This window comes from Paracoccus binzhouensis (genome assembly GCF_016446475.1).
GTDB lineage: Bacteria > Pseudomonadota > Alphaproteobacteria > Rhodobacterales > Rhodobacteraceae > Paracoccus > Paracoccus binzhouensis.
Genome location: NZ_JAEHFP010000025.1, coordinates 1 through 19,644, shown reverse-complemented (window position 1 = coordinate 19,644; position 19,644 = coordinate 1). Strand labels below are relative to the sequence as shown.

The 19,644-nt window shown below is 67.6% G+C and carries 17 protein-coding genes; 3 read left to right on the top strand and 14 right to left on the bottom strand.

Annotated features, from left to right (window positions below; genetic code table 11):
- Positions 1-56: 56 nt before the first annotated feature.
- Positions 57-1,043: a rhamnose ABC transporter substrate-binding protein gene (gene rhaS / locus I9P22_RS08360; RefSeq protein WP_408635173.1), complete on the bottom strand. Its 987-nt coding sequence runs from the start codon at positions 1,041-1,043 to the stop codon at positions 57-59.
- A gap of 39 nt (positions 1,044-1,082) precedes the next feature.
- The gene (locus tag I9P22_RS08355) at positions 1,083-1,892 is read right to left on the bottom strand and encodes a DeoR/GlpR family DNA-binding transcription regulator (protein WP_199259062.1); all 810 of its coding nucleotides are present in this window, start codon (positions 1,890-1,892) and stop codon (positions 1,083-1,085) included.
- A gap of 185 nt (positions 1,893-2,077) precedes the next feature.
- On the opposite strand from I9P22_RS08355, the gene I9P22_RS08350 reads away from it, so the two are divergent.
- Both I9P22_RS08350 and rhaI read left to right on the top strand, forming a co-directional pair.
- Positions 2,078-4,180: a bifunctional rhamnulose-1-phosphate aldolase/short-chain dehydrogenase gene (locus I9P22_RS08350; RefSeq protein WP_408635172.1), complete on the top strand. Its 2,103-nt coding sequence runs from the start codon at positions 2,078-2,080 to the stop codon at positions 4,178-4,180.
- A gap of 5 nt (positions 4,181-4,185) precedes the next feature.
- Positions 4,186-5,460, top strand: coding sequence for an L-rhamnose catabolism isomerase (gene rhaI, locus I9P22_RS08345; protein ID WP_199259061.1), 1,275 nt, complete (start codon positions 4,186-4,188; stop codon positions 5,458-5,460).
- A 163-nt stretch (positions 5,461-5,623) separates the two neighbouring features.
- On the opposite strand, the gene I9P22_RS08340 is transcribed toward rhaI, so the two are convergent.
- The 6 genes from I9P22_RS08340 to I9P22_RS08315 form a co-directional block, all read right to left on the bottom strand.
- Complete coding sequence (locus I9P22_RS08340) at positions 5,624-5,962, bottom strand: helix-turn-helix domain-containing protein (RefSeq protein WP_199259060.1); 339 nt, start codon at positions 5,960-5,962, stop codon at positions 5,624-5,626.
- A gap of 215 nt (positions 5,963-6,177) precedes the next feature.
- Positions 6,178-6,441, bottom strand: a complete 264-nt coding sequence (locus I9P22_RS08335; RefSeq protein WP_199259059.1) for a response regulator — start codon at positions 6,439-6,441, stop codon at positions 6,178-6,180.
- A 277-nt stretch (positions 6,442-6,718) separates the two neighbouring features.
- Complete coding sequence (locus I9P22_RS08330) at positions 6,719-7,522, bottom strand: ABC transporter ATP-binding protein (protein WP_199259058.1); 804 nt, start codon at positions 7,520-7,522, stop codon at positions 6,719-6,721.
- Positions 7,519-8,544: a FecCD family ABC transporter permease gene (locus I9P22_RS08325; RefSeq protein WP_199259057.1), complete on the bottom strand. Its 1,026-nt coding sequence runs from the start codon at positions 8,542-8,544 to the stop codon at positions 7,519-7,521. Before I9P22_RS08325 ends, I9P22_RS08330 begins: the two co-directional genes overlap by 4 nt.
- Positions 8,541-9,566 carry a FecCD family ABC transporter permease gene (locus tag I9P22_RS08320; RefSeq protein ID WP_199259055.1) on the bottom strand — a complete coding sequence of 342 codons (1,026 nt, stop codon included), beginning with the start codon at positions 9,564-9,566 and terminating at the stop codon, positions 8,541-8,543. Before I9P22_RS08320 ends, I9P22_RS08325 begins: the two co-directional genes overlap by 4 nt.
- Complete coding sequence (locus I9P22_RS08315) at positions 9,563-10,546, bottom strand: iron-siderophore ABC transporter substrate-binding protein (protein ID WP_199259053.1); 984 nt, start codon at positions 10,544-10,546, stop codon at positions 9,563-9,565. Before I9P22_RS08315 ends, I9P22_RS08320 begins: the two co-directional genes overlap by 4 nt.
- 288 nt (positions 10,547-10,834) lie before the next feature.
- Here I9P22_RS08315 and I9P22_RS08310 point away from each other — a divergent pair, with 288 nt between their 5' ends.
- Positions 10,835-12,973 (top strand): TonB-dependent siderophore receptor, encoded by a 2,139-nt coding sequence (locus I9P22_RS08310; protein WP_199259052.1) that lies wholly within the window; start codon positions 10,835-10,837, stop codon positions 12,971-12,973.
- Between the two features lie 36 nt (positions 12,974-13,009).
- Here I9P22_RS08310 and I9P22_RS08305 read toward each other — a convergent pair whose 3' ends face one another.
- The 6 genes from I9P22_RS08305 to I9P22_RS08280 all read right to left on the bottom strand — a co-directional run bounded on the left by I9P22_RS08305 (position 13,010) and on the right by I9P22_RS08280 (position 19,389).
- Complete coding sequence (locus I9P22_RS08305) at positions 13,010-13,903, bottom strand: helix-turn-helix domain-containing protein (RefSeq protein ID WP_199259050.1); 894 nt, start codon at positions 13,901-13,903, stop codon at positions 13,010-13,012.
- A 553-nt stretch (positions 13,904-14,456) separates the two neighbouring features.
- The gene (locus I9P22_RS08300) at positions 14,457-15,800 is read right to left on the bottom strand and encodes an MFS transporter (protein ID WP_199259048.1); all 1,344 of its coding nucleotides are present in this window, start codon (positions 15,798-15,800) and stop codon (positions 14,457-14,459) included.
- 184 nt (positions 15,801-15,984) lie between these two features.
- Positions 15,985-17,040 carry a 4-oxalomesaconate tautomerase gene (locus I9P22_RS08295; protein ID WP_199259046.1) on the bottom strand — a complete coding sequence of 352 codons (1,056 nt, stop codon included), beginning with the start codon at positions 17,038-17,040 and terminating at the stop codon, positions 15,985-15,987.
- Entirely contained in the window at positions 17,033-17,704 is a 672-nt protein-coding gene (locus I9P22_RS08290) for a 4-carboxy-4-hydroxy-2-oxoadipate aldolase/oxaloacetate decarboxylase (protein ID WP_199259044.1), read from the bottom strand. Before I9P22_RS08290 ends, I9P22_RS08295 begins: the two co-directional genes overlap by 8 nt.
- A 3-nt stretch (positions 17,705-17,707) precedes the next feature.
- A complete protein-coding gene (locus I9P22_RS08285; protein ID WP_199259042.1) occupies positions 17,708-18,661 on the bottom strand; it encodes a VOC family protein in 954 nt (317 codons plus the stop codon).
- Positions 18,661-19,389, bottom strand: a complete 729-nt coding sequence (locus I9P22_RS08280; RefSeq protein WP_199259040.1) for a PIG-L deacetylase family protein — start codon at positions 19,387-19,389, stop codon at positions 18,661-18,663. Before I9P22_RS08280 ends, I9P22_RS08285 begins: the two co-directional genes overlap by 1 nt.
- Between the last annotated feature and the right edge of the window lie 255 nt (positions 19,390-19,644).

Sequence of the window (19,644 nt, the reverse complement as noted above, 5' to 3'; positions counted from 1 at the left end):
CATCCTTTAAGGCGGGGTTCCCCGGCACGCCCTGCGCACCGGGGGCATTCCGGCGGTCAGAAGATCGAGCTGAACTGGTCGATGTTGCCGGCATCGTAGACGAAGGGGTCGGCCATGGCGGCCTCGGTGTTCTCGTCCAGCGTGATCTCGCCCATGCGGCCGATCGGGATGGTGGCGCCCGGCTCGGCCTTGGCGTCGCCCTTGGCCAGGTGATAGGCGGCCATGGTCGCCGAATAGCCCAGGTCGATCGGGTTCCAGATCGCGAAGCTCTTCGATGCTCCCGATTTGACGTGCCCCGCCATTTCCGACGGCAGGCCCAGGCCGGTGACGTTCACCTCGCCGATCTTGCCTGCATCGGTGACGGCCTGCGCCGCGGCGACGATGCCCACCGAGGTCGGGGCGATGATCGCCCTGAGGTTCGGATAGGTCTGCATCAGGCCCTGCGCCTCGCGATAGGACTTGTCGGCCAGGTCGTCGCCATAGACCGTCCCCACCACCTTGACGTTCGGGTAGTCGCCCGCGACCTTGTTCATCTCGGCGATCCAGGTGTTCTGGTTGGTCGAGGTGGTGGTGGCCGAAAGCACCGCGACCTCGCCGCCCTCGGGCGGCAGGTGATCGGCGGCCAGCTTGATGATCGTGTTGCCGATCAGCGGCGCGGAGGACGGGTTCAGCTGCATCTGGCGCCCCGCCGGCGCGACGCCGGAATCCCAGCTGATGACGGTGATGCCGCGCTGCATGGCCTTTTTCAGCGTGGGCACCAGCGCATCGGTGTCATTGGCGCTGATGGCGATGGCGTCGACCCTTTGCGCGATCAGGCTGTTGATGACCTCGATCTGGCCCTCGGCCGTGGTGTCGGTCGAGCCGGTATAGATGATCTCGACATCGCCGAGCTCGGTCGCGGCTTCCTGGGCACCCTTGTTGGCCGCCTCGAAAAAGCCGATGCCAAGCGCCTTGGCCACCAGCGCGATGCGCAGGTTCTCGGCCTGGGCGGTGCCGGTCATCAGCGCGCCAGCGACGGCGGCGGTGGTCAGGATCTTGCCCATGATGCTCATGTCTTCCTCCCCTATGAGCGGTGTCGCGCCCTACTCCTCGGCGCGTTTCTTCCGGTTCGATGCCGCTGCCGGCTCAACCACGATCAGGCGGATCTCGGCCGCCTCCAGCATCTTGGCGGCGCGGTCCTCGATCCCGTCATCGGTGATAACGGTATGGATGCGCGTCAGCGGACAAAGCAGCAGGCTGGAGCGCTGGCGGAACTTCGAGCTGTCGGCCAGCACCACCAGCTCGTCGGCCTGGTCGATCAGCTTCTGCTCGGCCTGGACCAGCAGCGGGTCGCCCTCCATCAATCCCAGCGGCCCCAGGCCGCGGCAACCCATGAACATCAGCCGGGCATAGAAATGGTTGCTGCCGTCCTCGTCGAAGGGCGACAGGATGATGTTCTGTTCGCGATAGATGGCACCCGCCGGAACCAGCACGGTGTTCTTGGAATGCTTGAGCAGGTGCTCGGCGATGGGAAAGCTGTTGGTAAAGACCTGCAGGCGCCGGGTGGACAGCGGATGCACCATCTGGAAGGTGGTGGTGCCGCCATTGATGATGATGGCGTCGCCATCCTGGCACAGCTCGACCGCCGCCTGGGCGATTGCGCGTTTCTGAGCGATATTGATCGTCTGATCGACCGCAAAGGGCCGCGCATTGATCCCGGCGAATTGCGGCGGTGCGATGGCCTCGGCCCCGCCACGCACCCGCCGCAGCTTCTTGCCGACATGCAGCTGGGCAATGTCGCGCCGCACCGTCGCCTCGGAGGCGCCGGTCAGCGCACAGAGATCGGCGACGGTCACGACCGGCCGTTCCTGCACGGCGGACAGAATGATGCGATGGCGCTCGGATTCCAGCATGTCTCACTCCCTTGGCGACTCAGTTTCCATCATTTACGCGCATTGTCAATCAATTTTGATCGAATACTTTGGATTAATGCATGATTATGATCGAATATGATTGAAAATGATTGACGACAAGGCCGCCACAGGGTTATGTGCATCCTGACCGCGCGGCAAGCCGCCGCCCGCAAGGGGAGGATCGCATGACCATGACAATGACCGCCAACCGCTTGGAAAACCTGTGGGACGACACCAGAGCGGCGTCCATGAGCGAATCGGAAAAGCTGCTCTATCGCTCGAACCTGCTCGGCTCGGACAAGCGCGTCACCAATTACGGCGGCGGCAACACCTCGGCCAAGGTGATCGAGACCGATCCGCTGACCGGCGAACCCGTCGAGGTGCTTTGGGTCAAAGGCTCGGGCGGCGATATCGGCTCGATGCAGATGGATGGTTTCGCCACGCTCTACATGGACCGGCTGCGTGCGCTGAAGGGCAAGTATCGCGGCCCCGAGCATGAGGACGAGATGGTCGGCTACCTGCCCCATTGCACCTTCGGGCTGAACCCGCGGGCCGCCTCGATCGACACGCCGCTGCATGCCTATGTGCCGCGCCGCCACGTCGACCACGTGCATTCCGACGCGATCATCGCCATCGCGGCCTCGGTCGATTCCAGGGCGCTGACGGCCGAGGTCTTCGGTGACGAGATCGGCTGGCTGCCCTGGAAGAAGCCGGGCTACGAACTGGGTCTGTGGCTGGAACGATTTGCCGCCGAGAACCCGCAGGCCAAGGGCTGCGTGCTGGAAAGCCACGGCCTGTTCACCTGGGCCGATGATGCCAGGGAATGCTATCTGACCACGCTGTCGGTGATCAACCGAGCGGCCGAATGGCTGGAGCGGAAATCGGCAGGCAGGCCCGCCTTTGGCGGCGCCTGCCGCCCCACCCTGCCCGCGGCACAGCGGCGCGAGATCGCCGCCCGGCTGATGCCGGCGATCCGTGGCCTGATTTCCCGGGACCGCCACAAGGTCGGCCATTTCGACGATCAGCCCGCGGTGCTGGAGTTTGTCGGCTCGACCATGCTGGAGACGCTCGCGCCCTTGGGCACTTCCTGCCCGGATCACTTCCTGCGCACCAAGATCCGGCCGCTGGTCGTCGATTTCGACCCCGCCAACCCGGATCTGGACGCGACCGTCGCTGGCCTTGAAAAGGCCGTCGCCGATTACCGCGCCGATTACACCGCCTATTACGAGCGCTGCAGACATCCAGACAGCCCCGCGCTGCGCGACCCCAATGCCGTGGTCTATCTGGTGCCGGGCGTCGGCATGATCACCTTTGCGCTGGACAAGGCAACGGCACGCATCTCGGGCGAGTTCTACGTCAACGCCATCAACGTGATGCGCGGGGCCAGCGCGGTGTCCACCTATCAGGGCCTGCCCGAGCAGGAAGCCTTCGACATCGAATACTGGCTGCTGGAGGAGGCGAAGCTGCAGCGGATGCCAAAGCCGAAATCGCTCGCCGGCCGGGTGGCGCTGGTCACCGGCGGCGCGGGCGGGATCGGCGCCGCCACGGCCGAGCGTTTCCTGCGCGAAGGCGCCTGCGTGATGCTGGCCGATATCGATGCCGATGCCCTCAGGCGCGCGCATGACGGGCTGGCCGGCGCCTTCGGCAGGGACATGATCCGCTCGGTCCAGATGAACGTCACCGACGAGAGCCAGGTCGCCCGCGCCTATGCCGAAACGGCGGTCGCATTCGGCGGCATCGACATCCTGGTGTCGAATGCCGGGATCGCCTCCTCGGCCCCGGTCGAGGAAACCTCGCTGGCGTTGTGGAACAAGAACATGGACATCCTCTCCACCGGCTATTTCCTGGCCTCGCGCGAGGCGTTCCGGCTGTTTCGCATCCAGAAGATCGGCGGCTCGGTGGTCTTCGTGGCCTCCAAGAACGGGCTGGCGGCCAGCACCAATGCCAGCGCCTATTGCACCGCCAAGGCGGCCGAGATCCATCTGGCCCGCTGCCTGGCATTGGAAGGCGCCGAGGCGGGGATCCGCGTCAATGTGGTGAACCCCGACGCCGTGCTGCGCGGCTCGCGCATCTGGGAGGGCGAGTGGCTGGACCAGCGCGCCTCGACCTATGGCACCGACAAGGAGGGGCTCGAGGAGATGTATCGCCAGCGGTCGATGCTGAAACGCTCGGTCCTGCCCGAGGACATTGCCGAGGCCGTCTATTTCCTTGCCAGCGACCTTTCCGCGAAATCGACCGGCAATATCCTGAACGTGGACGCCGGCAACGTCCAGGCTTTCACCCGGTGACGACCATGATCGAGACAACCGTGATCGAGGTGGAAAACGCCGCCCGCGAGGCCGATCTGCAGGCCGATTACCAGGCCCTTGGCGCCCGCCTGGCGCGCCGCGGCGTCGACATCGAGGCCCTGACCACCCGCGCCATGTCCTTTGGCGTCGCCGTTCCCAGCTGGGGGACCGGCACCGGCGGCACCCGCTTCGCCCGCTTTCCGGGCGAGGGCGAGCCGCACGGCATCCTGGACAAGCTGGACGATTGCGGCACCATCCACCAGCTGACCGCCGCGACGCCGCGGGTCAGCCTGCATATCCCCTGGGACAGGGAAGACCCGGCATTGCTGCGCGAAAAGGCCGAGGAGGTCGGGCTGGGCTTCGACGCCATGAACTCGAACACCTTCCAGGACCAGCCGGACCAGGCGCGCAGCTACAAGTTCGGCTCGCTCTCGCATACCGACCCGGCAACGCGCCGGCAGGCGGTCGAGCACAACCTGGAATGCATCGAGATCGGCCGGGCCATCGGATCCAGGGCGCTGACCGTCTGGATCGGCGACGGTTCGAACTTTCCCGGCCAGACCTCGCTGTCGCGGCAATTCGACCGCTACCTCGAGTCGATGAAGGCGATCTATGCCGGGCTGCCCGAGGATTGGCGGATCTTTTCCGAGCACAAGATCTATGAGCCGGCCTTTTATTCGACCGTGGTGCAGGACTGGGGCACCAGCCTGATGACCGCGCAGGAACTGGGCCCGCAGGCACAATGCCTGGTGGACCTGGGCCATCACGCCCCGAACGTCAATATCGAGATGGTCGTGGCGCGGCTGGTGCGGGCCGGCAAGCTGGGCGGCTTCCATTTCAACGACAGCAAATATGGCGACGACGACCTGGACAGCGGCACCATCGAGCCCTTCCGCCTGTTCCTGGTCTTCAATGAGTTGATCGAGCTGGAGGGCACGCCCGGCCTCGACCTGGCCCATATGATCGACCAGAGCCACAATGTCACCGATCCGATCGAAAGCCTGATCGTCTCGGCCGGCGAGATCCAGCGCGCCTTCGTGCAGGCTTCCCTGGTCGACCGCGCGGCGCTGGAAGGCTTCCGGGCGGAAAACGATGCGCTGATGGCGGCGGCGACGCTGCGCGCGGCCTTCCGCACCGATGTCGAGCCGATCCTGCAAATGGCACGGCTGCGCGCCGGCGCGGCGATCGATCCGGTCGCGACCTTCCGCGCCTCGCGCTATCGCGCCCGCGTTGCCGCCAAGAGGCCCCGCACGGCATCCGGCGGCGGAGGCATTGTCTGACTTTACTCGATCCGGCCACAAAGGCCGAACGCACGGCTTCCCCCAGGCTCAGCCAACAGATCACGCGGGCAGACGCTCCTGCCGCCGAGCGCGGCATCCCGGGGTCATCTGCGCCCGCCGCTTGGAAACCCTCCTGCTTCCTTCGGGGCGTCCACAGATGATCCTATCGAGGCACCGCCCTGGTGAACCTGCTGATCAACGCGCGCGATGCGACCCGGGACCGGGCGCGGATCACCCTGCACCATGTCGGGCGCGGCGGCGATTTCCGCATCGACAAAGCCGAGGGCGGCAGCGCGCGGGCGGTGCTGGACCGGCCTTGCCTGCGCCCCGGCACCGCGCCGGATCGGGGCTCGAGCAAGAACATGCAGCCGGCGCCGCGGATGATGCGGATGCGGCACGGCTCGGGCCCGACACCGCCGATCTTGCGGCGGATCTTGCCGATCATCACGCCGACCGAGCAGTCATGGGGCGCCCAATTGCAGCTGACGGTCAGGTCCAGCAACCAGCCGTCGAAACCGATCCGGCCCACCTCGCCTTTGCGGCCTGGTCGTGGCCGCGGAAAGGCGGCGCAGGATGGCGCGGATCCGGGCCAGACGCTCGCGCAACTCGAAGGGCTTGACCAGGAAACCGCCGGCGCCGATCTTCAAGCCCGACGATACGGTCCAGCGCCTCCTGCCGGGGCCGAGAGGAACAGGATGCCGGTATCGCACCCTTTCTTCACTCGCGGGCCGGCGCATGGCCGTGCTCGCGCCCCGGCAGGCCCATCTCCAGCACCATCAGGTCGAAGCCCCTGCCCGACAGCGCCCGGCGCATCGCGGGCCCGCCATGCGCGACCTCGACCAGATCGCCCTGCTTGGTGAAGCAACAGCACAGAACCGCGCTGAGCTCGCGGTCATCCTCGACGAAGCGGATGCACTGCGGCGGTTCCGTCTTGAGCGTCTGGACCGGCGCGCCGGTCGGGCTGGGATCATGGCGAGGCATCGCGCCGGGCCTGGATGCAGTCGGGTCAAGCATCGGAAGCCTGGGGTTTCCCGGTATGGCCAAGCGAAACCGGCCTTCATAGCCCCTCGCAAGGCCCCTGGCACTGCCAGGCCGCGGGCCGCGCTGGCGCCTTCGACCGCACATCTTCTTCCGCTTCCATGTCTTGCGCTTGGATCGGGCGCACGCTTCCAGGCATTCCGGCCGTCGCGCCATCGTGGGCACCCTGGGCCGGGCGCGCCGCCGATCCTGCAGATCCGACCCCTCCTGCTGCGGCGGGTCAGGCGCCTGCCACCCGGTGCCGCCCGATGGGCAGCATCATCGGCCGCCCCGAGATCGGGTCCGGGATGATCCGGCTCTCCAGACCGAAGACCGCCCGGACATTCTCCGCCGTCAGCACCTCGTCCGGGCTGCCCGACACATGCAGCCGCCCCGCCGCCATCGCCACCAGGTGATCGGCATAGCGCGCGGCAAGGTTCAGGTCGTGCAGCACCATCACGATGGTCGTGCCGCGCCGCTGGTTCAGGTCGGACAGCAGGTCCAGCACCTCGATCTGATGGGCGATGTCCAGAAACGTCGTCGGCTCGTCCAGCAGCAGCAGGTCGGTTTCCTGGGCCAGCGCCATCGCGATCCAGACGCGCTGACGCTGCCCGCCGGACAGCTCGTCCATGGCGCGCTCGGCCAGATCGGCCGTGCGCGTGGCCTCCAGCGCGGCGGCGACGGCCAGATCGTCGGCGCGGTTCCAGCGGGACAGGACGCCGTGATGCGGATGGCGGCCGCGGCCGACCAGATCGGCCACGGTGATCCCTTCGGGCGCGACAGGCGATTGCGGCAGGAGGCCCAGCACCTGCGCCAGCCGGCGCGGCGCCATGCGATGGACCGCCTTGCCGTCCAGCAGCACCTGCCCGCCGCGCGGCGCCAGCAGCCGCGACATCGACCGCAGCAATGTCGATTTTCCGCAGGCATTGGCGCCGACGATGGCCGTCATCCGGCCCGGCAGCACGTCGAGGTCCAGCCCCTCAAGGATCAGCCGGTCGCCATATCCGGCCGACAGCCGCTGCACGGAAAGGGTATGGGCGGTCACAACGAGCCTCCGCTGCGGTTGACGCGGATGATGAGATAGATGAGGTAGGGCGCGCCAAGCGCCCCGGTCACGACGCCGACCGGATAGCGCCCGGGCAGCAGGAACTGCCCCGCGTAATCGCCGGCCAGCACCAGCGCCGCGCCCACCAGCGCGGCGGGCAGCAGGGCCGATCCGTTCGGCCCGACGATCCGCGCCGCGATCGGCCCGGACAGGAAGGCGACGAAGGAAATCGGCCCGACCACCGCCGTCGCCACCGCGATCAGCCCGACCGCCGTGACCACCACCAGCGCGCGCGTCCACCCGACATCGGTGCCAAGCGCCGCGGCCGCGTCGTCGCCCAGCCGCAGCGCCTCCAGATCCCGGGTGCGCAGGATCAGCAGCCCGCCAAGGACCAGCAGCGACAGCAGCACCGGCAGGGCCTGGGCCAGCTGCGCGCCGTTCAGGCTGCCGGCCAGCCAGCGGATCGCCTCTTGCAGATCCCACGAGGGCGCGCGCGACAGCGTGTAGGAGATGAAACTTTGCATCATCGCCTGCACGCCGATGCCGACCAGGATCAGCCGCGTGCCCGCAACGCCGCCGCGAAAGGACAGCGCATAGATCGCGCCCGCCACGCCAAGCCCGGCAAGGACGGCAAAGACCGACACCGCTGCGCCGTCGAGGCCGATCACGACGATGGCAAAGACCGCCGCGGCGCTGGCACCGGAACTGATGCCGATGATGTCGGGGCTGGCCAGCGGGTTGCGCAGCATGATCTGGAAGGCCGCGCCGCCAAGGCCGAAGGACAGGCCCGCAAGGATCGCCATGACCGCGCGCGGCAAGCGCAGCTGCCCGACGGTGAAGGACGCGCCCGGCACCTCCTGCCCGGCCAGCACCCGCAGCACCTCCTGCGGCGGGGTAAAGCTTTGGCCCAGCATCAGCGTGACGGCGAACCCCGCCAGCAGCAGGGCCAGCGCGATCCGGATCACCCGGCCCCGATAGCGCGCGCGGCGCAGGCGCCCGGCGGTGACGGCATCGGCGATCATAGCTCCCGGACCCTCTGGCGGCGGACGATCCAGATGAAGAAGGGCGCGCCGATGAAGGCGGTGACGATGCCCACGTCCAGCTCTCCGGGGCGGGCGATGACGCGGCCGACCACGTCCGAGGCGATCAGCAGCGCCGCCCCGGTCAGGGCCGAGAACGGCAGCAGCCAGCGGTGATCGACGCCCACCAGCAACCGGCACAGATGCGGCACGATCAGCCCGACAAAGCCGATGGGCCCGCAGACCGCCGTCGTGGCCCCGCACAGCAGGATCGCCGACAGCGCGGCCGTTGCCCGCGCCAGTGCGACACGCTCGCCCAGTCCTGCCGCTATCTCGTCCCCCAGCGCCAGCGAGTTCAGTTTGCGCGCCGAGGCCGCCGCCAGCAGCAGCCCCACCGCGAGGAAGGGCAGCACATGCCGCATCCGCGCGAAGGTCGCCCCGCCGACACCGCCGATCTGCCATGCCTGCAAGCCGCCGGCGATGTCGCCGCGCGTCAGCATCACCGCCACCACCAGCGAATAGAAGGCGATCGAGGTCGCCATGCCCGCCAGCGCCAGCTTCAGCGGCGTCGCGCCGCCCCGGCCAAGCGAGCCGACGGCATAGACGAAGACCGCCGTCGCGCCGGCGCCAAGGATCGCAACCCAGATGAAGCTGTGCGCGGCGCTGATCCGGAACCACGCGACCGCGATCACCACGGCCAGCGCCGCGCCGGTATTCACCCCCAGAATGCCCGGATCGGCCAGCGGATTGCGCGTCACGCCCTGCATCAGCGCGCCCGACAGGCCAAGCGCGGCCCCGGCCAGCCCGGCCAGGACCGTGCGCGGGATGCGCGCGGAAACGGCGGCCTGCGCGATCGTGCCGACTTCTCCGCGCAGGCCGGCCAGGATGTCGTCAAGCCCCACCTGCCGGGTGCCGATGGCCACCGACAGCGCGCAGATCGCCGCCAGCGCGGCCAAAACCGCCGCCAGCCACAGCAGCCGCGCCCGCGCGATCCGCCGCGGCAAGGGGATCGCGGCCCCGGTCATTCGGCCTTCTGCGCGGCCTCGGCCAGCATGGCGACATAATCGTCCAGCACCCATGACAGGCCCAGGGGCGTCGGGTTCGCCGCGTTCCCGACCGGATCGTTCTTCAGCATGACGATGCTGCCATTGGCGACGGCGGGCATGTGGCTGACCAGCGGATCGGCCTTCATCGCGGCCAGCAGCAGCAGGCTGCCATAGGTCACGACGATGTCCACATCCTCGAAGGCGTCGATATTCTCGGCGCTGACCGAGCCGGCGAACCTGCCCGGCTGCGTGGCGTCCACGACGCTTTTCGGCATGGAAAGGCCCAGGTCCTGAAAGAACTTCACCCGGGTGTCGTTGGCGGTATAGAAATTCACCACGCTGAGATTCGTGGTGTCCAGATGCGTCACGAACATCGCGGTCTTGCCCCGCAGGGCGGGATGCGAGGCCAGCGTGTCGGCGATCTGCGCCTCCATCTTCCCGATCAGCGCGTCGCCCTCGGCACCCATGCCCATGCCGGCGCTGTTCATCTTGATCATCTGCCGCCAATCGGTGGTCCAGGGCGAATCCGGATAGGCGACGACCGGCGCGATCCGGCTCAGCGTGTCGTAATCAGCCTGGGTCAGCCCGGAATAGGCGGCAAGGATCACGTCGGGCTTGGTCGCCGCCACGGCCTCGAAGTCGATACCGTCGCCCTCGTCGAACAGCGGCGGCGTGTCGGCGCCCAGCTCGGCCAGCCTTTCCTCAACCCAGGGCAGCACGCCGTCGCCATCGTCATCGCCGTAATTCGCCGCCGCCATGCCGACCGGCACCACCCCGAGCGCCAGCGGCACCTCGTGATTGCCCGAGGCGACCGTCGCCACGCGCCGCGGCTTCTCCGCGATCGTCGTGGTGCCGAAGGCGTGCCGGATGCTGACGGGAAACCCGGCCTGATCCGCAAGCGCAGGCGCGGCGGTCAGCATCAGGACCAGCATCACAGGGCACAGAATCCGCATCGTCATGGCCTTTCCTGGCAGGTTCGCCCGTGGATTTCCCGCGCAAGCGGGCATGCGTCAACCCGTGCCGAACAGGCGATCCGCTTTTTCCCAAAGATTCCGACAAAAAAAGTGGGATTCTACAAGACAGGCTTGCGCCATCGGCCCTAGAAGCGCCGCCAGCATGATCGCCACGCCCCCTGCCCCAGCGCCAGCTGCGGGGGGCGCACGTCATTCCAGGACCAGCCAGCCGCGGTTCCTCTCCGATCCGCGGGCAGCCAGCAGCAACGACAACATCCAGCGGGACCTTGATCCATGGCACACGACATCCGGCGCAGCCCGCGCCGCCACCTGACCGCCCTTCTGCTGGGCTGCACCGCCTTGACCGTATCCCCTGCGCTTGCCCAGGACCCCGCCGCCCCGGAGACCGTCGGGACGGGCACCGAGGCTTCGCCCTATCGCCTGTCCCCGGTCATCATCAACGCCAGCGGCGCGTTCGACGATGACGCAAATTCGATCGTGGCCAGCGAACTGTGGACCGGCGGCAAGGTGGCGACCAGCATCCTCGACACCCCGGCCTCGGTTTCGGTCATCACCGAAAAGGAAATGCGCGACCGCAGGGCCACCACGCTGGAAGAAGTGCTGAGCTATTCGGCGGGCATCCACACCGATTATTACGGCACGGATGACCGCAACGAATATTACCTGGTGCGCGGTTTCCAGGCGACGACCTATCGCGACGGGCTGACCCTGGGCTCGATGCGCGCCACGCGCGAAGAGCCCTATGCCTATGAGCGGGTCGAGGTCATCCGCGGCGGAAACTCGACGCTCTTCGGCACTTCGGATCCGGGCGGCACGATCAACTTCGTGACCAAGCAGCCGCGCTTCGAGCGTTTCGGCGAGGTCTATGGCTCGATCGGATCGCCGCGGAACGCGGAATACGGCTTCGACGCGGGCGACACGCTGAACGCCGAGCAGACGCTGGCCTATCGCCTGACCGCCAAGGTGCAGGACGGCGAGCGGGACTATGACCATTCGCGCAACGATTCCACCTTCGTCATGGGTGGCCTGTCCTGGCAGCCCACCACGGCGACCAAGCTCAGCGTGATCGCGGATTACCTGAAGCGCGAGAACACGCCCAACAGCGGCGGCTATCCGCTGGACCGCGAATACGACCGCGGCGACTTCTTCGGCGAGCCGGATTTCAACTATCAGAACGTGGAGCGCTCGAGCATCAGCGCCCTGTTCGAGCATGAATTCGCAAGCGGCCTCAGCCTGCGCGCGAACCTGCGCTACAGCGACCTGAAAAGCGATTTCGGCTATGTCTACCTGTCGGACAACCCGGCGCGTGTCGGCACCATGGTGGATCGCTGGTATTTCGGCGGCGATTCCACGGCCAGGGAGCTGATCGGCAATGTCGTCCTGCAATACGACCGCAGCTTCGCAAGCTTCGACAGCAGCACCCTGGGCGGCATCGAGTTCCGCGACGCATCGACCACCAGCGCCCCGTTCTATGGGCCCTACACGCCGATCGACGTGGCGGATCCGACCTATTCGGGCGCGCCCGGCGCGCTGGCCGAGCCCTATGAGCTGCGCGACAACGACTACAGGACCCTGTCGCTGTTCGCGCAGCAGAACCTGTCCTTCAACGACAGGCTCGTCGCGACCGTGGGCCTGCGCCACGACTGGCTGGATATCGAGGAAACGCTGAACGGCGTGCATTCCGCCGACGATTTCTCGGAAACCTCGATCCGCGGCGCGCTGACCTACAAGATCAACAGCGAAATCTCGGCCTATGCCAGCTATGTCGAATCCGTCGCGCCTCCGGGCATCGGCGTCGAGCCGGAACGCGGCGAGCAATATGAGCTGGGGGTGAAATATCAGCCGCTTGGCACGAATGCGCTGATCTCGGCCTCGGTCTACGACCTGCGCAAGAACAATGTCACCGTCGCCGTGGTCCAGCCGGACGGCAGCATCACCCGCGAACTGGTCGGCGAGCAGCGCGTGCGCGGCTTCGACCTGGAGGGCAAGGCGGAACTGGCGAACAATCTCGACCTGATCGCGTCCTATTCCTACATGAAGTCCGAGGTCGTGCGGTCCGGGCCGATCCGGGGCGTGGATGTGGAAGGAAACGAGTTCTCCGAGGTTCCCAACCACATGGCGTCGCTGTGGCTGAACTATACCCTGCCGGGCAATGAAAGCCGCGGCGACATGACCCTTGGCCTGGGCGCGCGCTATATCGGTTCCTACTATTACGCGATCTCGAACGATACGGGCAGGGCCGATGCGTCGGTCACGCTGGATGCGGCCTTCACCTACAAGGTGCAGGACAACACCAGCCTGGCCGTCAATGTCAGCAACCTGCTGGACGAGCAGCATGTCGTCGGGCGGGGCACGGCGGATTACTACAATCCCGGCCGCACCGTCGCGGTGACGCTGCGCCGCACCTGGTAAGCTGGCAGCCCGGCCGCCATTGCGTTGGCCGGGCCGCTACCCGGCCAGCTGCATCCGCCGCCAGGCGGCGGGGGTTTCCCCGGTGACCTGACGGAACACCCGCGTCAGATGCGCCTGGTCGGAAAAGCCGACCTGGGCCGCGATATCGGCCACAGTCAGATCGGTCGCGACCAGCAGCTTCTGTGCCTGGGCGATGCGTTGCCCCATCTGCCATTGCAGCGGCGTCTGCCCGGTGGTCTGCTTGAACACCGTCGCAAACCAGCTTTCCGACAGCCCCACCGTCGCGGCCATCTCGGCCACGGTCAGGCGGTGATCGGCCTGCGCGTCGAGACGCGCGGCCAGGCGGTTCATCTGCGCCGGGGTCAGCCCGCCGCTGGCGCGCCCGGCCCCGTCACCCGGAATGTCCAGAAGCCCGGTCACGATGCTGCCGACCAGGCTTTCGGCAAAGACCCCGTGGCGCGAGGGCTGGGTGACCTCTCCGACCAGAAGCCCGGCCAGGGTGTGGATCGCCTCGGCGTCCTGGATCTCGACCGGGCGGCGCAGTGCGGCCAGCGCCGCCGATGCGCCCAGCGTCGGCGTCAGGAAGCGCAGCATCCGGTCCTTGTGGATATGCAGGTCCAGATGCGCAAAGACGTGGTGGCCGGTAAAGCGCGACCACATCGGCACGCCCGCCGGGACATAGAGCGCCCGCATCATCGGCCGCCCGCTATGCCGCATCTGGTCGTCGCGGTTCGAGATCAGGATATGCGAAGACACGTCATCGAAGAAGAACATGATGCGCGGGTCCGGCGACAGGTAATAGCCATGCGCGCCGGCCTGGCCTTCGGCCTGCCAATAGACGCTGACCAGCCCGTCCAGCCCGCGCCACTGCATCGGCGACACGCAACTGATGCCCTGGGTATAGCAGATCATGGAATGCCGATAGCTCATCGTCCGAAAGCCCCGCTGGTGCTGAGTATTCCAGATGGCATGCCTGTCGGGCGCGGCGCGGCTGGGCGCGGGGCGTCGTCTCTGGGAAGCTATCCATTGTCGGTCACGGATGATGCGGGAAACGGCCCGCCTTGGCAATATGGCGGCCCGCGCCCGCGCTTCGAACGGCCCGCGCTGGTGTATTTTCGCGACGCAGCCCGGTTCGGACCCGAGGCGGGCCTTTCCCTTGGCGGTCGAGGGGAGCCGTTTTTCCGGGACCCGCGACCGTTCGGCATCGGGCACCCCATCGACATGGCCCGAGCCTTGCGGCCCCCTGCGCCCCGGCCAGATTGCCAGGCCCGGCCTCGTCTGCGACCCCTCCTCGCCCCCAGGGCGGATCGAGCGCCGCATCCGGTTGAAATACCCGGGGGCTTTCGACGACCCCGATGCGCCAGCCCTTTCCGACGAAACTGGGCGAGGCAATCGCTTCAGCGCGGCGCAAGCCGCCCCGGGCGACAGGCCGGAGAAGCGGCGGCAGGCAGCCTCCGCCCGGCCCGCCGGAAGCGCCCGGGTCTCAGCCGCCGATCGCCTGGGCTCGGGCCCGTTCCGCATCGCGGCCGTTGAGCGTGATCGCAAGGGCGGCCAGCCCTGCCGGAATGGCGAGGACGCAGAAGATCGTCGTGAAGCTCCAGCCGAAGCCCATCAGCACCCCGCCGATGGAAGAGCCAAGGATGCTGCCCAGCCGCCCCACGCCCAGCATCCAGCTTACGCCCGTCGCGCGAATGGCCGTCGGATAGCAGTTCGGCGCATAGGCGTTCAGCCCGGTCTGCCCGCCGCTCATGCAGAAGCCGACCAGCGCGACGATCAGCGGCAGCACCGCCGCCTGCAACCCGCCGACGCCCAGCAGGATCAGCGTCAGCCCGCCCGCCATATAGGCGATGGCGACCGAGCGCGTGGCCCCGAAACGGTCCATGGCCAGCCCGACCAGAATCGCCCCCAGTGTCCCGCCAAGCTGGAACATCGCGGTGACATTCGCGGCATAGTCGATGGACATGCTCTCGTTGCGCATCATCGTCGGCAGCCAGCTCGTCGTCAGATAGATGACCAGAAGCCCCATGAAATAGCAGACCCACAGCGTGAAGGTGCGCCGCGCGAAGGCGGAGGAGAAGAGCGCCGCCACCGGCTGCCTGGCCGCGACCCTTTCTTCCTGCAGCACGAATCGGCCAATGCCGGACAGGTCGGCGCCGCTGACCCTGGCCAGCACCTTGCGGATCCTCTCGGCCGGATGGCCGCGCACGACCATGAACCGCGCCGATTCCGGCAGTACGAACAGCATCGCCAGCCAAAGCAGCAGCGGGATCGCCGCCCCGAAATGCAGGACCGACTGCCAGCCCCAGCGCGGCAGCATGTAGGCCGCGACGAAGCCGATGATCGCCGAGCCGAAGTTGAAGCCGGTGAACATGGTCGCCAGCAGGAACGAGCGCGAGCGCGCCGGGACATATTCCGACAGCAGCGTCGTCGTGTTCGGCATCGCCGCCCCCAGCCCCAGCCCGGTCGCCAGGCGCAGAGCGGCCATCTGCGCCGGGGTCCGCGCCTCGGCCGTCAGCCAGGTCAGCACCCCGAAGGCGAAGACCGAGGCCAGCAGGACCCGGCGACGACCGAAGAAATCCGAGGACGAGCCGGCGAAGATCGCCCCCAGGGCCAGGCCGATGGGTGCCGCGGCCATGACCAGGCCGAAGGCGGCGCGCGAGAGATCCCATTCCTCGATGATCGCGGGGGCCAGGAAGCCCATCACCGCCACGTCCATGCCATCGCAAAGGACGATGGCGAAGCACAGCGCGGTCAGCAGCCATTGCTGCGCCGACATGCGCCTTTCGTCGATGAAGGCCTGGATTTCCAGGGTTTCGGATTGTTGCATGGGTCTCCTCCCAAGGCAGAGGGCAGCGGCCCGGCGACGCGGGAACGCGCCGGTCATCCTGCCATCCTGTTGCTGTCGATCCGGCCTGCCCTCCCTCCTTGGCGGCAGGCCGGCGGTGGGGCGATCATCGCCGATCGCGGGCGGGCGGCCCATTTCGAAATCACGCCGCCCGCATAAGTTCTGGCTAGGGCGCGGGAAACACCATCCCATCCATGAGCTTGCGGGCGGTGCGCATGGTGCCTGCGGCGGTGACCCGGCCCTGCGCGTCCCGTTCCAGCAGCACCTCGGCTGCGCCGGCCGGGTGCTCGACCAGGAAGCGGCCATCCGGCGGCAGTTGCGCCAGCCCGGCAGCCGGCGATCCGGGCAGGGTGCAGGCCGTCGCCACGCTGACCGCGGCGAACACCCCGATCGAGGCGTGGCAGCGATGCGGGATGAAGCTGCGGGTGCTGATCGTGCCGCCCTGCGCGGGCACCGAGACCAGCACCATCTTGGGCACGGATTTCTTTGCCACCTCGCCCAGGTTCATCCGCGGCCCGGCCTTGAGCCGGATCGCCTCGATCCGGGCCTTGAGCGCGGCATCGGCGTCCAGCGCCTCGCGGCTTTCCTGCCCGGTCAGACCGAAATCGGCGGCGCGCATGACGACGCAGGGCATGCCGTTGTCGATCAGCGTGCAGTCCACGCCCTCGATCACATCCACCGCCCGGCCCGAGGGCAGCAGCGCCCCGCACATGGATCCGGCGATGTTCTGGAACAGCAGCGGGATCGGCGCGGCGGTGCCGGGCACGCCGTCGATGGCGGCCTGGCCCGCATAGGTCACGCGCCCGGCCGGGGTCTGCACCCGGGCCAGCGCGACCTCGCCGGTGTTCAGCATGTGGATGCGCACCGGGGTTTCGCCCCGTTGCGCGGCGACCAGCCCGCGCTCGATGGCGGCGGGGCCGACCGCCGCAAGGATATTGCCGCAGCCCTGCGCATCCGAGACCAGCGCCTGATCGACGAAGACCTGCAGGAACAGATAATCCACATCGGCATCCGGTCGCGAGGACGGCGCCAGCACCGCCACCTTCGAGGTCAGCGGATCGGCGCCGCCGATACCGTCGATCTGGCGCGGATCCGGGCTGCCCATGATCCGCAAGAGCAGCGCGTCGCGCATGACCGGATCGGCGGGCAGGTCGGAAGCGAGGAAGCAGGCCGCCTTCGAGCTGCCGCCCCGCATCCACAGGCAGGGGATGCCGTCAGACATATTTCAGCCCCTTGGCCTCCAGCCTTGGCCGCATGTCGTAGATGTCCAGCCCCAGTTCCCCCGCGGCAAGCCGGGCGCGCTTGGCCTCTTCGGCTTCCATGCGCTTGCGGGCGGCTGCCAGCACGGTGTCCGCGTCGGTGCGGCGCACCACGCAGACGCCGTCGTCATCGGCCACGATCACGTCGCCCGCCTCGATTCTCTGGCCGGCGCAGACGATGGGCACGTTGACCGAGCCGAGCGTCTCCTTGACCGTGCCCTGGGCGCTGACCGCCTTGGACCAGACCGGGAAACCCATCGCCGTCAGGTCGCGCACATCGCGCACGCCGGCGTCGATCACCAGCCCGCGGCAGCCCCGCGCCATGGCGCTGGTCGCCAGCAGGTCGCCGAAATAGCCGTTGTCGCAAGGGCTGGTCGGGGCGAGGACCAGCACGTCGCCCGCGCGCAATTGCTCGATGGCGACATGCAGCATCCAGTTGTCGCCGGGCGGCGCGCTGATCGTCACCGCCGAGCCGGCGATGCGGGCCCCGGCCCAGATCGGCCGCATGTGGCTGGCAAGGCAGCCGATGCGGCCCTGCGCCTCGTGCACGGTGGCGACGCCCGCCTCGGCCAGGCCGGCGATAACCGCCGGATCGGCGCGCTGGATGTTCTGGACGACTTTTGCCATGGCTCAGCCTTTCTGCACCGGCGGGGTGCCGTGGGTGTGGAAGGTCTCGATGGTCTTCAGGCCCCAGGCCTGGCCCTTCCTGCGGTCGGCCTCGGTCCAGACCACCGGCTGCCAGTCGGGCGCCAGGATCAGCCGCGCCCCGGCATTCGCCAGTTCGACCCGGTTGCCGGCGGGTTCCCAGACATACAGGAAGAACGTGCCCTGGATGGCATGCTTGTGCGGTCCGGTCTCGATATGCACGCCGTTCTGCAGGAAGATGTCGGCGGCGCGCAGGATATCCTCGCGCTGGTCGGTGGCATAGGTGACGTGGTGCAGCCGCCCTTCGCCGCCACCATGTTCCTCGGTGCAGGCCAGGTCGTAGGTCTTGTTGTTGACGGTGAACCAGCAGCCGCCGATGCGGCCGTTGTCGAGCTGGATCAGCTCGGTCACGCGGCTGCCCAGGCAGGTTTCCATGAAGCGGCGGAACTCGGTCACGTCCGAGGCCAGCAGGTTCAGGTGGTCCAGCCGGCGCGGCGCCGCGCCGGTGAAGGCGCTGGCGGTGTTCTTCAGCGCCGCGCGCTCGGCCTCGGCCTGCGGCTGATACCAGACGGTGTCGTAATAGATCTCGAAGACATGGCCAAAGGGATCCTCGAAGCGGAAGGCACGGCCGTGGCTCTGGTCGCCGTCAATCCAGCCGTGGGTCTTGTAGCCCGACGCCTCGATGGCCTTCACCCGGCGCTCCAGCGCCTCGGGGCTGGCAGCGCGATAGGCGATATGGCCGACGCCGGTGCGGTCTGCCCGCGTCAGCTTCAGCGAGGCATGTTCGTAATCGTCCCAGGCGCGCAGATACGCGCTGGTCTCGTCCCGGCCGGACAACTTCAGCCCGTAGATGCGGGTGAAGAAGTCCAGGCTGTCCTCGAAGCGGTCGGTCAGCATCTCGACATGGGCGAGATGGGCGATGTCATGAATATGGTCCATCACAATTCATCCACCGTGCGCGGAAAGATCGACTGGAAGCCCTCGGCATAAAGCGCCTTGCGCCCGCCCGACTGGCCGCCGGAATTGCGCATGAAGTGGTTGGCGCGGTTCTGGGCGACGCGGGAATAGTAATCCCACAGGTGCTCCTGCCCCTCCATGCATTCGATGGCGGCGCGCTTCCTGTCCCAGACCGGGGTGATGTCGAGGAAGGTGTCGGGCTTCCAGCCCATCTGCTCGGTCTGGTGCGGCTCGAACAGGTAGAGCTGCGGCGCGCCCAGCACCTTTTCGCCCGGATTGTGGCCCCAGGCCTGAGCGATCATCCGGCATTCCAGCGCCACCTGCGTGGCATACATGTGATCGGTATTGTAGGGGTCGAACTGGCTGTGGCTCAGCATGAAATCGGGCTGCACCCGGCGGATCACCTCGACCAGGCGGAACTTGTCTTCCTGCGTCAGGTGCAAGGGATAATCGCCCAGGTCGAATTCGACTAGGTCGTGAACCTCAAGCGCCTGCGCGGCCTTTTCGGATTCCCTGCGGCGGGCCGACTTGACGCGATCCAGCGTCATTCCCGGTTCCTTCCACAGCTTGGCGCTTTCACCACGCTCGCCGAAGGACAGGCAGACGACGGTGACATCATAACCTTTCTCGGCATGCAGCGCGATGGCGCCGCCGCAGCGCCAGACGAAATCGGCAGCATGGGCGGATATGACAAGGGCGGTCCTGGACATGGGTTCCTCCGTTCCGGTTGCCGGCAATGTCGGCCGCCGCAGCCCGCGGTTCAAATCGGAAACGCAGTCCATGGCATAAGATCTGGCTATAGGTGATGGAAACCATGCCGCCGTGATGGCATCCTGCGCCGGGTGGATGGCAGGGAGGGAGAACAGATGCCAGGCATTGCGATGATCGGCTTTGGCGAGGCGGCGCGGGCCTTTGCCGGCGGTTGGGGCGCGCGCGCCGCGGCGCTGGCCGCCCATGACCTCACG

What these genes read in the sequence shown, in the direction of transcription:
- rhaS (WP_408635173.1), bottom strand. Translation starts at nt 1,043, where the DNA reads ATGGGCAAGATCCTGACCACCGCCGCCGTCGCTGGCGCGCTGATGACC.
- I9P22_RS08355 (WP_199259062.1), bottom strand. Translation starts at nt 1,892, where the DNA reads ATGCTGGAATCCGAGCGCCATCGCATCATTCTGTCCGCCGTGCAGGAA.
- I9P22_RS08350 (WP_408635172.1), top strand. Translation starts at nt 2,078, where the DNA reads ATGACCATGACAATGACCGCCAACCGCTTGGAAAACCTGTGGGACGAC.
- rhaI (WP_199259061.1), top strand. Translation starts at nt 4,186, where the DNA reads ATGATCGAGACAACCGTGATCGAGGTGGAAAACGCCGCCCGCGAGGCC.
- I9P22_RS08335 (WP_199259059.1), bottom strand. Translation starts at nt 6,441, where the DNA reads ATGCCTCGCCATGATCCCAGCCCGACCGGCGCGCCGGTCCAGACGCTC.
- I9P22_RS08325 (WP_199259057.1), bottom strand. Translation starts at nt 8,544, where the DNA reads ATGATCGCCGATGCCGTCACCGCCGGGCGCCTGCGCCGCGCGCGCTAT.
- I9P22_RS08320 (WP_199259055.1), bottom strand. Translation starts at nt 9,566, where the DNA reads ATGACCGGGGCCGCGATCCCCTTGCCGCGGCGGATCGCGCGGGCGCGG.
- I9P22_RS08315 (WP_199259053.1), bottom strand. Translation starts at nt 10,546, where the DNA reads ATGACGATGCGGATTCTGTGCCCTGTGATGCTGGTCCTGATGCTGACC.
- I9P22_RS08310 (WP_199259052.1), top strand. Translation starts at nt 10,835, where the DNA reads ATGGCACACGACATCCGGCGCAGCCCGCGCCGCCACCTGACCGCCCTT.
- I9P22_RS08305 (WP_199259050.1), bottom strand. Translation starts at nt 13,903, where the DNA reads ATGAGCTATCGGCATTCCATGATCTGCTATACCCAGGGCATCAGTTGC.
- I9P22_RS08300 (WP_199259048.1), bottom strand. Translation starts at nt 15,800, where the DNA reads ATGCAACAATCCGAAACCCTGGAAATCCAGGCCTTCATCGACGAAAGG.
- I9P22_RS08295 (WP_199259046.1), bottom strand. Translation starts at nt 17,040, where the DNA reads ATGTCTGACGGCATCCCCTGCCTGTGGATGCGGGGCGGCAGCTCGAAG.
- I9P22_RS08290 (WP_199259044.1), bottom strand. Translation starts at nt 17,704, where the DNA reads ATGGCAAAAGTCGTCCAGAACATCCAGCGCGCCGATCCGGCGGTTATC.
- I9P22_RS08285 (WP_199259042.1), bottom strand. Translation starts at nt 18,661, where the DNA reads ATGGACCATATTCATGACATCGCCCATCTCGCCCATGTCGAGATGCTG.
- I9P22_RS08280 (WP_199259040.1), bottom strand. Translation starts at nt 19,389, where the DNA reads ATGTCCAGGACCGCCCTTGTCATATCCGCCCATGCTGCCGATTTCGTC.